Genomic DNA, 13,393 nt, shown 5'->3' on the forward strand with positions numbered 1-13,393 from the left:
CCTCGAAATTGTCACTTCAAACGAATGCCGAAATTACTTCCTCGAGGCCGGCTATGACCGAACCTAAAATCATCCCGCTCTAGGAAACGCTATTCACTGACGGGCAGGATGATTGCTGCAGGCGAGGGCCGGCAGTATCGGGAAGAACCCAGCGCCTGCGCTAAATCTGATGGGGTGAGCGTCGCGGCGCGGTAGTTGTTTGTGAACATAATTTCCTGACAGGTCTGGCGTTCGGTTTCCGGTCGTTTAGCGGACATACGACCGAGCCGGGCCTCCTGCACTCAAGGGGGCCGCTGACACCAGCAGAAACACCGCAAAAAGCACCGGGTGGTTCACGCCGGAAGCGCACTTCTACCTGTTGCTGCCGTTTTTGCTGATGGCGTCCAGGCGTTTCCGCCGGAAAGCGCGGAACCGATCGAGGCCGGGATTCGATCCGTTGTCGCCATCGCCGATACACCAAACATCGTTCACCCGTCCCTGAGCCAAACCAGCATTTCGCCAGCCTCGCGGTTGTCCCAGGCGAAGTAGGGAATGGCGGTCAGGCGCGTCTCTGTCGTGGCCGGCGGTTCGGGCCTGTAGAGCCCGCTTTGCCAGCCGTCGGCGGCATCGGCCTGCGCGCCAGCCGACAGCGTCACCACGCCGCCGAGAAGCTCCGGCCGATCCCGCGCTTCGAGACTGGCCGTCCTCGGCAGCGTCAGCCGATGCAACTGGCCGTCATTGTCGGTCGCCTCGACGCAGTAGATCAGCGGACCGCGCGACAGCGCGACTCGGCCGGCATCCTGGCGCACCCGCGGGTTGGCGTAGAGCCGCTCGATCGGCATTTCGAGATCAAGCCGCACCTGGTCGCCCTTTTTCCATGTCCGCCGGATCGCGGCGTAGCCGTCGCTGGTGACATCCGCCAGCTTGACCGCCTCACCATTGATCTTGAGCGCGGCGCCGGTGCTCCACGCCGGGATGCGCAAATGCAGCGTGAACTCAAGCGGCGACCGCGGCTCGAGCGTGAACTCGACGGCGCCGTCCCAGGGATAGCGGCTTGCCTGCGTCAGGCTCACCGGTGTGCCTGATATGTCGAAGCGGGCGGTCGAGTCGCCATAGAGATGGACGGCCAGCGCGTCGTCGGCCAGGCTGTAGAAATAGCTGCCGATCGAGGCGACCATGCGCCCGATGTTGGGCGGGCAGCACGGACAGCGGTGCCATTTCCAGCGATTGTGGGCGCCCCGGCTTTCGAGCGGGTTCTCGTAGAAGAACAGCGAGCCGTCGAGCGACAGGCCCGAGATCGAGCCATTGTAGAGGGCGCGTTCCATCATGTCGGCATAGCGGGCATTCGGCCCCATGCCGAGCATGCGGCTGGCCCAGAACACCAGTCCGACCGCGGCACAGGTCTCGGCATAGGCGCTTTCGTTGGGCAGGTCGTAGTCGCTGGTGAAACCTTCGTTGTGAGCTGACGGCCCGAGCCCGCCGGTGATGTAGAGGCTCTTGGTGGTGAGATCGTCCCACAGACGGTCGAGTGCCACGCGCAAGCTGTCGTCGCCATATTCGGTGGCGATGTCGGCCATGCCCGAATAGAGGTACATCGCCCTGACCGCATGGCCGACGACCTTGTCTTGCTCGCGAACTGGAATGTGCGACTGGCTGTATTCATAGGTCTTGAAATGATAGGCCTTCGGGTCGGCACCGCGGGCGCGCGCCTCCTCGTCGAAATAATGCGGCTGCTGGCCACGCTGGTCGATGAAGTATTTGGCGAGGTCCATATATTTCCGCTCGCCGGTCACTCGCGCCAGCTTGACCAGCGCCAGCTCGATCTCCTCGTGGCCGCAATAGCCCTTCTTCTTGCCGGGTTCGGGGCCAAGCACCGATGCGATATGGTCGGCATAGCGGCACATGATGTCGAGCAGCTTGCGTTTTCCCGTCGCCTGGTAATAGGCGACCGCGCCCTCGATCAGATGGCCGGCGCAATAGAGCTCATGGCAGTCGCGCAGATTGGTCCAGCGCTTGCCCGGCTGGATGCGCTGGTACCAGCTGGAGAGATAGCCGTCCTCTTGCTGCAGCTTGCCGTACATGTCGATGACGGCATCGATCTTCTTCTCCAGTTCGGGGTTCTTGCGCCGGTAGAGCGAATAGGCCGCGGTCTCGATCGTCTTGCCGAGATCGGAATCCCAGAACATCTGCGTGGTCACCGTCGATCCCGTGAATTCCGCGCCCTGGCGGTCGGCCTCGTCGGGCGAGGGCGAGTGGAAAGGAATGACGACGCCTGGCGAGGGCCGGTCCGGGTCGATCTGCTCCAGCATCCGGGCCTCGACGCAGCGGTCGTAGAGGATATCGGCGGTGCGCGTGGCCACCGCGTCGGCGCGGTCGCCCCAGAAGCCGTGCACGTCGACCTGCGGCACCGGCAGCGGGCGGAAGGCGAGCTTTGGTTTCCCGGTTTTTGCGGATGGCGATGCGGTCATGAACTTACTCCATTCGGTCGGTCTATTTCACGGCCCCGGCCATCAGGCCGCGGATGTAGAAGCGCTGCAGGACCAGGAACAGGATGAGGCAGGGCACCATCATCACGGTGACGCCCGCCTGCACCGCACCCCAGTCGATGGCGCCGAAGCGGCCCGACTGCAGTGCCGTCATCATCACCGGCAGCGTGAACTTGGACTGGTCGGTCATGAGCACCAGTGCTGCGAGGAATTCGTTCCAGGCGCCGAGGAAGGCAAACAGCGCGATGGTGACGACGCCCGGCCAGACCAGCGGCAGCATCACCTTCAAAAGCATGGTGACATTGCCGGCGCCGTCCATGCGGGCGGCTTCCTCGATCTCGCGCGGCACGGCGTCGAAGGCGTTGCGCATCATGAAGATCGAGAACGGCAGCTGCAGCGTCACATAGACGCCGACCAAGCCGGTCAGTGTGTTGTGCAGGCCAAGCTTGGTGAGCACCAGGAAGATCGGCGTCAGGATCGACTGGAACGGGATCATGATCGTCGACAGGATAAGGATGAAGAACAGGTCCTTGAACGGAAAGCGAAACCGCGAAAAACCGTAGCCGGCCAGCACGCTGACGGCGACCGACAGCAGCACCGTCATAACCGAGACATAGATGCTGTTTTGCGCCGAGACCCAGAGCCCGTCGCCGAAGCTGTTGAGCGTGGCGTAATTCTCTAGCGAGAAGCCTGAGGTTGGCCAGGGCGGCAGCGGCGGCAGGCGTGCTTCGGCCGCCGGCTTGAACGCCGACAGCACCGCCCACACGATCGGCGCCGCAAACAGCACCGATGCGATGATGCCGGTCGAATGCTCGCCGATGCGAGCCAGGAGCCGGCGGTTGCGGGAAGCGGCCTGCGCCATCAGTCGAGCCCCTCCGGCTTGCGCAGCAGCCACAGCTGGACGAGGCTAAGCGCCACCAGGACGACGAGCAGCACCATCGAGAGCGCGGCACCATAGCCGAGCTTGAACGAGACGAAGGACTGGTTGAAGATCCAGTAGACCGCCGTCAGCGTCTGGTTGCGCGGGCCGCCGCGCAGGATGATGTAGAACTGGTCGAAGGCGAGGATCGAGCCGGCGACAGACAGGATCAGCGCAAGCGCCAGCGTGCGGCGCATCAGCGGCAAAGTGATCGCCCGGAACCTGGCGAACGGCCCGGCGCCGTCGATGACGGCCGCCTCCTGCAGGTCCTGCGGGATCGATTGCAGGCCGGCCATCAGGATGATCATGGTGAAGCCGGCGACCTTCCAGACGACCATGGCGATGATCGACCAGAAGGCCGGCTGGAAGGTGGCCAGCAGGTTGAATTTCTTGTCGATCAGGCCGAGATCGTAGGCAGCCGGGCTGAACAGGCCGGAATCGACATTCAAGAGCCATGACCAAAGCAGGCTGGCCGAGGCGAAACCGACAACCGCCGGCATGAAGAACATGGTCCGGTAGAGATTGGTCAGCGGACGCGGCCGTTCGACGAACAGCGCCAGCGGAAACGCCACCACGAAGATCGCGATGGTGACGATCACGGTATAGTAGGCGGTGAAGCGCAGTGCGTTCCAGAACCTGGTGTCACGCAGGATGGCGACGTAGTTGCCCAGGCCGATGTAGCTGTGCTCGCCCATGAGCGGCCAGTTGTGCAGCGACATCCATGCCGTCATGCCGAGCGGGATGAGGAAGAAGACGACGACCAGCGCGACAGCCGGCGCGACATAGAGCAGGCCGATCCACTGCCGGCGGCCGGCGAGTTTGCGGGCGCGGGGTGGGGCGGTGGTTGCTGCGGTGATGACGGTCATGGCTGCTCATCCGTTGGCACTGCGTCCCCCTCACCCTCGAGGGGAGGGTCCGGCCGAAGGCCGGGGGTGGGGTCCTCTGCGAAGCGCGCCGACATCAAGAAAAACGTCGAGCACCTCCGAGGCGACCCCACCCGGACCTACGGTCCGACCTCCCCTCAAGGGGGAGGTGGGGCGGCCACCCGCCCAGGGAGACAGGCGGGCGGCCGGCAGACGCCGCTTATTTCTGCGGCGCCTGGTCGATGATCGACTGCATCGTCTCCTGCGCATTGGCGATCGCGCCGTCGACATCGTCGCCGAAGAAGACCTCGTTGATCATCTGCGTCCACGGCCCGTTGGCGGAGTTGATCAGGTCGTTGAACACCACCGAATAGGGCGTGCGGCCCTTGGCCATGGCCTCGGCGGCGATCTGGTAGCGCGGATCGAGATCCTTCAGCGCATCCTTCGCGATGTCGCCGCGCACCGGCAGGCTGCCGTATTTGGCGAGGATCGTCTGGCCCTCGAGCGAGTAGGCGAAATCGAGGAACTCCTTCACCACGGGCAGTTTCGTTGTGCCCTTGGTGACGACGAAATTGTCGCCGCCGGCAAAGGACGACCAGCCGCTATCCTTGCCCGGCAGGAAGGTGACGCCGTAGTCGATATCGGGATACTGGGTGTTGAGCGCGCCGATGGCGAAGGCGCCGGACGGCGAGATGCCGATATTGCCGGCGGCGAAGGCAGCAAAGAAGTTGGCGCCGGTATCGGTCTGCGCGCCTGCCGGCACCAGGTCCTTCTTGACCATCGAGCGGTAGAGATCGATGGCGCCGCGCAATTGCGGGCTGTCCAGCGTCGCCTTCGAGCCGTCCTCCGACAGGATGTCGCCGCCCGACGCCCAGATCAGCGGCGTGAAGGTGAAGATGTTGCAGCCGCCGCAATTGCCCGAGAAGTAGAAGCCCTTGATGTTGCCGCCGAGCGCGTTGACCTTCTCTGCGTCGGTCGCGATCTCGGCCCAGTTGGCCGGGCCTTTTTCAGGGTCGAGCCCGGCCTGCTTGAACAGTTTCTTGTTCCAGATCAGCACCGAGGCGTCGGCCGAGAAGGGCAGGCCGTAAATGTGATCCTTGTATGTGCCGGTCTTCACATGGGCCGGCGACAGGCTGGCGAAATAGGGCAGGGACTTGGCCCAGTCGGTGATGTCCTCCAGCTGGCCGGCGGCGGCGAAGGACGGCGTGTAGATCAGGTCGAGCGATAGCGCGTCGGGCGCCGTGCCGCCGGCGGCCGCGGCACCATATTTCGGGATGATCTCGGCATTGGGGATGATGTCCAGCTTGACCTGGTTGGTGTGCGCCTTGTTGTAGGCGTCGACGATCCTCGGCATGAAATTCGAGCCGTCGGCGCGCACCCAGATGTTGGCCGTCTCGGCGGCGGCAGTGCCGAGACCGCTACCCAGAACGGCAGCGGCCAGGGCCAGTTTGGCAATCAGGTTCCTCATGTTCTCCTCCTCCAGGTTTGGCCGCGCTCCGCGGCTTGGCGCCGATTGCGCGGCGCTTGGTTTTCAGCCATCCAGCGGATGACCGCATGACTGCCGCACCACCAGCCGGCACGGCAGTTTTCGAATGCCCGGCGCGGCGGGCTTGCCGCCGACCAGCGAAAGCAGGGTCAATCCGGCTTCGCGCCCGAGTGCGACGAGATTCATGTCGACGGAGGTCAGCGGCGGGCGCGTCGCCTCGGCCACGATCTCCCAATTGTCGAAACCGATGACGCCGACATCGCCCGGAACGTTCAGGCCTCGCTCGCGCAAGGCATCGATGACGCCGCGCGCGATCTGGTCGTTGCCGCAGAAGAGGGCGTCCGGCTTTTCTTTCCCGCCGTCGAACAGGTGCGCCACCGCCTCGTGACCCCAGGCTTCCGACCAGGAACCGAGCAGCGGCTCGGTGACCGGCAGGCCGTTTTCGATGAGCACGTCGCGGTAAGCCCGCGCCCTGGCGTGCACCACGGCAAAACTCGCCGGGCCGGTGACATGGGCGATGCGCTTCCAGCCCAGCCGGCACAAATGCTCGACCGCCAGCCGGGCGCCGTCGGAATCGTCGGAAACAAAGGCGATGGCGTCTGGATCGGGCTGCGTGAAGGCATAGATCACCGGGACGCGCAGATTGGAGAGGTCGACAGGCAAATGGCGATCAATGCGCTTGCCGGTGGCGATGATGCCGTCGACGCGCTTGTCGAGCATGGCGTCGACATGCATCTGGCCCAGCCGCGGATCCTCCTCGACATTGCACAGGAACACCGAGACGCCATTGTCGACCAGCGCGTCCGAAATGCCCGACATCAGTGGCAGCGAGAAGCGGCCATAGGTGTCGTTGGTGAGCAGGCCGACGGTGAAGCTGCGCCGCCGGAGCAGGCTCTGCGCCAGGCTGTTGGGCCGGAAGCCGAGACGCCGCGCCGTCTCGCGAATGCGCTCGCGCGTCTCGGCGGTCATCCGTCCCTGGTCGTTGAGCGCCTTCGAGGCGGTGGCGACGCTGACGCCGGCTTCAGCCGCCACGTCACGCAAGGTGACTGGCTTGGAAAAGACCGGAACAGGCAGATCGTCCGATGCCATCGCGCCAAGAATCCTTAAGCTGGGAAAAGGTTTTCTCTTAAGGCCCGAAAAAGACCCGGCACATGGCCAAGCCCGATCGGAACTGTTTGGAAAAACCTTTTCTCAAGTCAAGGCTAGGCCAGATCGGGAGGTCGTTCAAGGGGAAAAGTGGTTTGGGTCGCGGCAATCGCGTCAGGTTCTGGCATTTGCCCCATCGCCCGAACGCCCGGCAGGCGGGTGAGGGGCGGCGCCAACTTCAACGATTGATGGGCTCGTCCAAAATTGTCGGCGGATACGCAGTCCGGTTCCGGCGAAGCAGCCTATCATCAGCGAAGTGTTAATCGCTTGCGCGCCATGGTGGTCTCCCGCCAAGACAGCAGAGCCTCGCCATGTCCGATACGCCCTACAGTCCGAAAGGCCCGGCGCGGGCCGCGCAGCCCGGCAGGCGCGCGGGGCACGACAGTTCCGACGAACGACACCGCGCCGTCGCCACCATCGCTCGGCTCAAGGCGGAGCTCGCCGCGCAGGGGGCATTGATCGCCAAGCAGGATATTTCGCTGGCGCACAGCCGCAAGATCTTCGACCGCGCCTCGGTCGCCGCGCGCCTCGGCGTGTGGGAATGCAGCCTGCCCGACGAGCAGCTGGCATGGACCGATGTGGTCTATGATTTGTTCGACCTGCCGCGTGGCGCGGTGCTCGATCGCTCGGAGATCATCAAATGCTACCCGGCGGAGTCGCGCAAGGCGCTGGAGACGATGCGCGGCCGCGCGATCGCCGAGCGCAGCGGTTTCAATCTCGATGCCGAGATCACCACTTTCGCCGGCCGCAGCCGCTGGATCCGCATCACCGCGACCGTCGAGTGCGAGGCGGGCGTTCCCGTGCGCATCTTCGGCATGAAGCAGGACATCACCGAGGAGAAGATCCTGTCGGACCGGATGCGCTATCTCGCCGAATATGACGTCATGACCGGGCTGGCCAACCGCGGCCGCTTCCAGGCGCGGCTGGTGCATGCAGACGAGGGCCGCCCGCTCGGCGCGCTGCTCCTAGTCGATCTCGACGGCTTCAAGGCCGTCAACGATACGTTCGGCCACGTCGTCGGCGACGAGTGCCTGAAGGAGGCGGCGAAGCGGCTTGCCGCCGGCTGCGGCGAGGCCGATCTGGTGGCGCGCGTCGGCGGCGACGAGTTCGCGGTGCTGCTTGGACCGCATATCGCCCGCGGCGCTGTCTCCAGCCTGGCGCGCCGCATCATCGAGGCGATGGGCAAGCCGGTCGCGGCCTGCGGCCAATCGCTCGGGCTCGGCGCCTCGGTCGGCATCGCCTTCATCGAAGCAGGCGCGTCCGGCGATCTGTTCACGCAGGCCGACACCGCGCTCTATGCCGCCAAGGCGGCAGGGCGCAACACGTTCCGCATCTTCAAGGTCGAGGCCGGCGTGAGAGGCCGCAGCGCCGCGGCCTGAGGGCTGGCGGTTGTTGCCGTACAGCTTTGCCGACCGGGCCTGCGCCTCTTCCACCGATGCAGTCGTTGGCGCCTATTTTTCACTTGGCATGCACAGCGCTCGCGAAAAGAGTGCTATGGAAGGGGCGTGAGCATCCTTTGCTCCGCTCTTCCCGACATTCGAGGTCATTTTCGTGCGTGAACCGTCGCTGCTGCCTGTCTTTGGAAAACTTGGCCTCAAGGCTCCTGTCGCCTTCGCGGCGGCGCCGGCCCGGCCGGCGGGTGTCGTGCCGCGCCTGCGGGAGCTTCTGGCCGCGCATGGCGGCATGGTGCTGAAACTGTCGGTCATTGCCTGGACGGTGCTGATCCTGGGCGCCGTGTTTTTCATGATGCAGGGCTGATCGGGATGGCCAACCGCTACACGCTGCGCATGGAGCTTCCCCAGAGCTGGAGCATCATCGACGTCTTCACCGGCCAGCCTGCCGTTGTCCGGCAAAAGGTGATGGTGGGAATGGGCCCGCGTGAGGCCGAGGACATGGTCATGCAGATGAATGTCCGCGACGTCAAACGCCGCGAGCGGGCCGAGCGCAAGCCCTGATCCGTAGCGGCCATTGCGTCAGGACAGCATTTCGCCGCCGCAAGAAGCCCGCCGCACCTCAAATCGAGGATTCCCGTGAGGCTGATCAGCCGAAATCGGCCGCCGTCAGCACATACATGCTCTTGTGGGTGCGGCCGTAGGCCTTCGATGCCACCTCGCGGATGGTGTTGCTCTCGGTGTCGAATGTGGCGAGGTAGCCGGCTTCATCGGCCGCGGCTCCCGGCCGCATCTTGGCCATGGCGTCGGCGGCGACGGAGAAGGAGATCTGGAACATGCCGTCATGTCCGACGAAACGGATACGCTGGCCGGCCTCGTCATAGCTGCGGCTGCGGTTGGGGAAGGTGAGACTCATGTCTTGGCCTCCGTGGCTTTCTTGGTCACCCGCTTCTTCTTCGGCGTCGGATTGAGGGCCTCGGCGACGCGGTCGGCCTCTTCCTTGGCCAGCCGCAACTCCCTCAGCCTTGCCGTCTTGATCTCCCGCGCCCTCGCTTCGGACATGTATTCGGCGGTTGCCTTGTTTTTCTCCGCTGTCTTTTTCTGCTTGTCGACAAAGCGGGCTTCGGCTTTTTCCATGATCGTCTGATTGCCTTCGGCCATCGAAGAAATCTCCCTTGTACCTGAAATCGTGAAAGTGAACTCGTCCGATAAATAGGCACTCGATCGGCAAAATTCAATCTTTTGAATTATTTGACACTCTGCGGATATCACGAAACCAGCTGCCGAAATAATACTTTTGAATATTTAATTTCGGGTGCGAATAATTTTTGGCACTCCTATCTATCGAGTGCCAATGCGTTTATAGAAAGGGGGCGTGGCCGCCTGTGCCGGCCCCAGAAAGAAAGTTCCCATGAAATTTCGGCCACTCCACGACCGCGTCGTCATTCGTCGCGCCGAAGGCGATATCAAATCCAAAGGCGGTATCATCATCCCCGACAATGCCAAGGAAAAGCCGCAGGAAGGCGAAGTCATCGCCGTTGGACCTGGCGCACGCGATGAAAATGGCGCGCTTGTTCCGCTCGACGTCAAGGCCGGCGACTTCATCCTGTTCGGCAAATGGTCGGGCACCGAGGTCAAGATCGACGGCGAGGACCTTCTGATCATGAAGGAAGCCGACATCATGGGCGTCATCGAGAAGGCCGTCGAGGCCAAGAAGGCCGCCTGACTGGAGTGCCATGCATCCTTCGGGGTGCGCTCCGAGCATTGATCATGGAGGGCAGGGCTCTGCCGTCCTCAACCGAACTGGATAAAAATCATGTCTGCCAAGGAAATCAAATTCTCCACCGATGCGCGCGACCGCATGCTGCGCGGCGTCGAAATCCTCACCAATGCGGTGAAGGTCACGCTCGGCCCCAAGGGCCGCAACGTCATCATCGACAAGGCCTATGGCGCGCCGCGCATCACCAAGGACGGCGTCACCGTCGCCAAGGAAATCGAGCTTGCCGACAAGTTCGAGAACATGGGCGCGCAGATGGTGCGCGAAGTGGCCTCGAAGACCAACGACCTGGCCGGTGACGGCACCACCACCGCCACGGTGCTGGCCGCCTCGATCCTGCGCGAAGGCGCCAAGCTGGTCGCCGCCGGCATGAACCCGATGGACCTCAAGCGCGGCATCGACCAGGCGGTTTCCGCCGTGGTCAAGGAAATCCAGGCGCGCGCCAAGAAGGTCAAGTCGTCGGCCGAGATCGCACAGGTCGGCACCATCGCCGCCAATGGCGATGCCAGCGTCGGCGAGATGATCGCCAAGGCGATGGACAAGGTCGGCAATGACGGCGTCATCACCGTCGAGGAAGCCAAGACCGCCGACACCGAGCTCGACGTCGTCGAAGGCATGCAGTTCGACCGTGGTTATCTCTCGCCCTATTTCGTCACCAATGCCGACAAGATGCGCGTCGAGCTGGAAGAGCCCTACATTCTCATCCACGAGAAGAAGCTCGGCAATCTGCAGGCGATGCTGCCGATCCTCGAAGCGGTGGTGCAGAGCGGCAGGCCGCTGCTGATCATCTCCGAGGACGTCGAAGGCGAGGCTCTCGCCACGCTGGTCGTCAACAAATTGCGTGGCGGCCTCAAGGTCGCGGCCGTCAAGGCGCCGGGCTTCGGTGATCGCCGCAAGGCGATGCTGGAAGACATCGCCGTGCTGACATCGGGCCAGATGATCTCCGAGGACCTCGGCATCAAGCTCGAAAACGTCACCATCGAAATGCTGGGCCGTGCCAAGCGCGTGCTGATCGAGAAGGACACCACCACGATCATCGACGGCGCCGGCACCAAGGCGACCATCCAGGCGCGCGTCGCCCAGATCAAGGGGCAGATCGAGGAAACCACCTCCGATTACGACAAGGAAAAGCTGCAGGAGCGGCTGGCCAAGCTCTCCGGCGGCGTTGCCGTCATTCGCGTCGGCGGCGCCACCGAGTCGGAAGTCAAGGAAAAGAAGGACCGCATCGACGATGCGCTGAACGCAACGCGCGCCGCGGTTGAAGAAGGCATCGTGCCCGGCGGAGGCGTGGCGCTGCTGCGTGCCAGGTCGGCACTGGCCGGCTTGAATGGCGCCAACGCCGATGTCACCGCAGGCATCTCGATCGTGCTTCGGGCGCTCGAAGCGCCGATCCGCCAGATCGCCGAGAATTCCGGCGTCGAAGGCTCGATCGTCGTCGGCAAGCTCACCGACAGCAAGGACCACAATCAGGGCTTCGACGCCCAGAACGAGGTCTATGTCGACATGATCAAGGCAGGCATCGTCGATCCGGCGAAAGTGGTGCGCACCGCGCTGCAGGATGCCGGCTCGATCGCAGCCCTTCTGATCACCGCCGAAGCGATGATCACCGACATTCCGCCGAAAGACGCTGCCCCGGCAGGCGGTGGCGGCGGCGGCATGGGCGGCTACTAAAGATTCAGCCGGCCTGCGAAGGTGGCTTCATAAAAGCCACCTTTCAGACCTGACCTGAATCAGCCACCCCGGCTCTTCAATGGAGCCTGGATAACTACCGCCGGGGGTGTTTTCTCCCGGCGTGCAGGCCTCTAGCCCAGGAGACGGATCCATGATCACGTTCGTGCGGAAGCCAGAGACGGTCGTCACGACCGAAAAAACCGAGGAAAGCCGCTTCGACCGCATCCGCAGGATTGCCGCCGACAAGCACAAGAAATCCGATTCCAACACGGCGACGCCATCAAAGAGCGAACCCAAACGCCCGATGTGAAGCTGCGGCGCCGCCGCCACTTTCGGGCCCGAGCTCGATGCCATTGGCCGAGCCGAGATCCAGCCGATCACCGCAATCCCGATGGCTGCTATCGGCCTGTCTAGTATTGTCATTATATTAGCTAAGGCGCATATTTCTCGGGCAGCGGGCCCTCGGCCGCCAACGCGTCCAAGGGCGCCTGCGATTGTTACCGAAAAAATCACGCCGTGCCGCTCGAATTATGGAGCAGCCACGAGACCGTGACATTTGGAGGAAATACCCATGAAAGTGACTATTTTGGCAAACTATGCGCCTCATGCCGCCAAAGGATTGATGCAAGGCTCGGACAGGCAAGCCGCGGTCAAGGCGCTTTTTGAAAGCGTTGGCGGCAAGGTGACCAGCATGATGTTCACGCGCGGCATCTATGACGTCGTCGTCAATGGCGAGGTGCCGGACCAGTCAGCCGGGATTGGCATGTCCCTCGCGGTGCGAGCGAGCGGCTCGCTGACCGACATGGTCGTTCTGGAAGAGCTCGACATGAAGGCAGTGCTCGCGGCCGCCAACAAGGCCGCCGGCGCGTACAAACCCGCCGGCTGATGGACTTGCCTTCTTGATCAAGGCAGCACGGTTCGATGGACGTGCCGTGCTGCCGAGTGTCGGACAGGGCAGCATCACTCACCACTTGACGCGGAAGCCCAGCGAGCCGGTCAGCGCGTGACTATCACCGAAGTCTTCCAGGCCCGTTCGGGCGATGGCTTCGCCAAACACCGAGAACCTGTCGTCGGCCCAGTTGATCGTGCCGCCGATGCCGAGGCCGCCCCAGAGCTGCTCGTTGCGGCTCGAAAGGCTGCTGCCGGCGAGGTCGACCGACGAGCCATCGCCGAAGTCGTAATAGAGGTTGGCGATGCCGTAGAGGTTCGTGTGACCGGCGCGGCCCGTGCGGTCCTGCCACTGCGTCTGGTGGTCGAGCGAGAGGCCGAGGCGGCCGAGCAGGCTGTCGTTGGAGCCGGGAGCAACTCTTGCGCCGAAGGTATCGGTGAAGGCATCCATGTCGACGGAGGACCAGGCCAATTGAGCTTGTGGCGTCAGCGACAAGCTCGGGTCGAGCATGATGCGCTTGCCCGCTTCGACGCCGAGCGCGTAGCCGACGCCGTTGTTGCCGTCGGCGAGCCGCTGTCCGGCGGTCGCCGAGTCGAGATTGCTGTCGTACCAGATCACCTGTGCCTGACCGTCGAGGTAGAAGCCCTCCGCGCCGTACCAGGTCAGCGAGCCGGAAACGCCGGTGCCGGTCGTATCGATCGACCCGCTGCCGAACACCGACGACACATCGGCGGACACCGTGCCATACTGGAAGGCAACGCCGCCGATGAGCCGACCGGCCGCGCT

At 63.7% G+C, this 13,393-nt stretch carries 15 protein-coding genes; 7 read left to right on the top strand and 8 right to left on the bottom strand.

Annotated features, from left to right (window positions below; translation table 11 throughout):
* Positions 1 to 467: 467 nt before the first annotated feature.
* From NKH03_RS32640 to NKH03_RS32660, 5 genes are all read right to left on the bottom strand, one after another.
* Positions 468 to 2,447 (bottom strand): glycoside hydrolase family 127 protein, encoded by a 1,980-nt coding sequence (locus NKH03_RS32640; protein WP_352972989.1) that lies wholly within the window; start codon positions 2,445 to 2,447, stop codon positions 468 to 470.
* Between the two features lie 22 nt (positions 2,448 to 2,469).
* Positions 2,470 to 3,327: a carbohydrate ABC transporter permease gene (locus NKH03_RS32645; protein WP_352870505.1), complete on the bottom strand. Its 858-nt coding sequence runs from the start codon at positions 3,325 to 3,327 to the stop codon at positions 2,470 to 2,472.
* On the bottom strand, positions 3,327 to 4,250 hold the full coding sequence (locus NKH03_RS32650; RefSeq protein WP_352870506.1) for a carbohydrate ABC transporter permease: 924 nt from the start codon (positions 4,248 to 4,250) through the stop codon (positions 3,327 to 3,329). Before NKH03_RS32650 ends, NKH03_RS32645 begins: the two co-directional genes overlap by 1 nt.
* Before the next feature lie 217 nt (positions 4,251 to 4,467).
* Positions 4,468 to 5,715 (bottom strand): ABC transporter substrate-binding protein, encoded by a 1,248-nt coding sequence (locus tag NKH03_RS32655; protein ID WP_352870507.1) that lies wholly within the window; start codon positions 5,713 to 5,715, stop codon positions 4,468 to 4,470.
* A gap of 63 nt (positions 5,716 to 5,778) precedes the next feature.
* Positions 5,779 to 6,822 (bottom strand): LacI family DNA-binding transcriptional regulator, encoded by a 1,044-nt coding sequence (locus NKH03_RS32660; RefSeq protein ID WP_352972990.1) that lies wholly within the window; start codon positions 6,820 to 6,822, stop codon positions 5,779 to 5,781.
* 368 nt (positions 6,823 to 7,190) lie between these two features.
* On the opposite strand from NKH03_RS32660, the gene NKH03_RS32665 reads away from it, so the two are divergent.
* From NKH03_RS32665 to NKH03_RS32675, 3 genes are all read left to right on the top strand, one after another.
* Entirely contained in the window at positions 7,191 to 8,258 is a 1,068-nt protein-coding gene (locus tag NKH03_RS32665; protein ID WP_352972992.1) for a diguanylate cyclase domain-containing protein, read from the top strand.
* A 172-nt stretch (positions 8,259 to 8,430) separates the two neighbouring features.
* Positions 8,431 to 8,637, top strand: a complete 207-nt coding sequence (locus NKH03_RS32670; protein WP_352870510.1) for a hypothetical protein — start codon at positions 8,431 to 8,433, stop codon at positions 8,635 to 8,637.
* Positions 8,638 to 8,642: 5 nt separating this feature from the next.
* Positions 8,643 to 8,834 (top strand): hypothetical protein, encoded by a 192-nt coding sequence (locus NKH03_RS32675; RefSeq protein ID WP_352870511.1) that lies wholly within the window; start codon positions 8,643 to 8,645, stop codon positions 8,832 to 8,834.
* Positions 8,835 to 8,919: 85 nt separating this feature from the next.
* Here NKH03_RS32675 and NKH03_RS32680 read toward each other — a convergent pair whose 3' ends face one another.
* Positions 8,920 to 9,186, bottom strand: coding sequence for a DUF1488 family protein (locus NKH03_RS32680; RefSeq protein ID WP_352870512.1), 267 nt, complete (start codon positions 9,184 to 9,186; stop codon positions 8,920 to 8,922).
* Positions 9,183 to 9,431: a hypothetical protein gene (locus NKH03_RS32685; RefSeq protein WP_023760015.1), complete on the bottom strand. Its 249-nt coding sequence runs from the start codon at positions 9,429 to 9,431 to the stop codon at positions 9,183 to 9,185. Before NKH03_RS32685 ends, NKH03_RS32680 begins: the two co-directional genes overlap by 4 nt.
* Before the next feature lie 250 nt (positions 9,432 to 9,681).
* On the opposite strand from NKH03_RS32685, the gene NKH03_RS32690 reads away from it, so the two are divergent.
* The 4 genes from NKH03_RS32690 (at position 9,682) to NKH03_RS32705 (ending at position 12,604) form a co-directional block, all read left to right on the top strand.
* Positions 9,682 to 9,996, top strand: a complete 315-nt coding sequence (locus NKH03_RS32690; RefSeq protein WP_352870513.1) for a co-chaperone GroES — start codon at positions 9,682 to 9,684, stop codon at positions 9,994 to 9,996.
* Between the two features lie 90 nt (positions 9,997 to 10,086).
* A complete protein-coding gene (gene groL / locus NKH03_RS32695; RefSeq protein ID WP_352972994.1) occupies positions 10,087 to 11,718 on the top strand; it encodes a chaperonin GroEL in 1,632 nt (543 codons plus the stop codon).
* A 151-nt stretch (positions 11,719 to 11,869) separates the two neighbouring features.
* On the top strand, positions 11,870 to 12,028 hold the full coding sequence (locus tag NKH03_RS32700) for a hypothetical protein (protein WP_352870515.1): 159 nt from the start codon (positions 11,870 to 11,872) through the stop codon (positions 12,026 to 12,028).
* 261 nt (positions 12,029 to 12,289) lie between these two features.
* The gene (locus NKH03_RS32705) at positions 12,290 to 12,604 is read left to right on the top strand and encodes a GYD domain-containing protein (RefSeq protein ID WP_352870516.1); all 315 of its coding nucleotides are present in this window, start codon (positions 12,290 to 12,292) and stop codon (positions 12,602 to 12,604) included.
* A gap of 78 nt (positions 12,605 to 12,682) precedes the next feature.
* Here NKH03_RS32705 and NKH03_RS32710 read toward each other — a convergent pair.
* The coding region (locus tag NKH03_RS32710; protein WP_352972996.1) for an autotransporter outer membrane beta-barrel domain-containing protein at positions 12,683 to 13,393 on the bottom strand (711 nt) is incomplete at its 5' end.

Source organism: Mesorhizobium sp. M1406, assembly GCF_040317555.1.
GTDB lineage: Bacteria > Pseudomonadota > Alphaproteobacteria > Rhizobiales > Rhizobiaceae > Mesorhizobium.

Coding starts and splice junctions, on each gene's coding strand:
- NKH03_RS32640 (WP_352972989.1), bottom strand. CDS start 2,447: ATGACCGCATCGCCATCCGCAAAAACCGGGAAACCAAAGCTCGCCTTC.
- groL (WP_352972994.1), top strand. CDS start 10,087: ATGTCTGCCAAGGAAATCAAATTCTCCACCGATGCGCGCGACCGCATG.
- NKH03_RS32700 (WP_352870515.1), top strand. CDS start 11,870: ATGATCACGTTCGTGCGGAAGCCAGAGACGGTCGTCACGACCGAAAAA.
- NKH03_RS32655 (WP_352870507.1), bottom strand. CDS start 5,715: ATGAGGAACCTGATTGCCAAACTGGCCCTGGCCGCTGCCGTTCTGGGT.
- NKH03_RS32680 (WP_352870512.1), bottom strand. CDS start 9,186: ATGAGTCTCACCTTCCCCAACCGCAGCCGCAGCTATGACGAGGCCGGC.
- NKH03_RS32690 (WP_352870513.1), top strand. CDS start 9,682: ATGAAATTTCGGCCACTCCACGACCGCGTCGTCATTCGTCGCGCCGAA.
- NKH03_RS32660 (WP_352972990.1), bottom strand. CDS start 6,822: ATGGCATCGGACGATCTGCCTGTTCCGGTCTTTTCCAAGCCAGTCACC.
- NKH03_RS32645 (WP_352870505.1), bottom strand. CDS start 3,327: ATGGCGCAGGCCGCTTCCCGCAACCGCCGGCTCCTGGCTCGCATCGGC.
- NKH03_RS32685 (WP_023760015.1), bottom strand. CDS start 9,431: ATGGCCGAAGGCAATCAGACGATCATGGAAAAAGCCGAAGCCCGCTTT.
- NKH03_RS32675 (WP_352870511.1), top strand. CDS start 8,643: ATGGCCAACCGCTACACGCTGCGCATGGAGCTTCCCCAGAGCTGGAGC.
- NKH03_RS32665 (WP_352972992.1), top strand. CDS start 7,191: ATGTCCGATACGCCCTACAGTCCGAAAGGCCCGGCGCGGGCCGCGCAG.
- NKH03_RS32650 (WP_352870506.1), bottom strand. CDS start 4,250: ATGACCGTCATCACCGCAGCAACCACCGCCCCACCCCGCGCCCGCAAA.
- NKH03_RS32705 (WP_352870516.1), top strand. CDS start 12,290: ATGAAAGTGACTATTTTGGCAAACTATGCGCCTCATGCCGCCAAAGGA.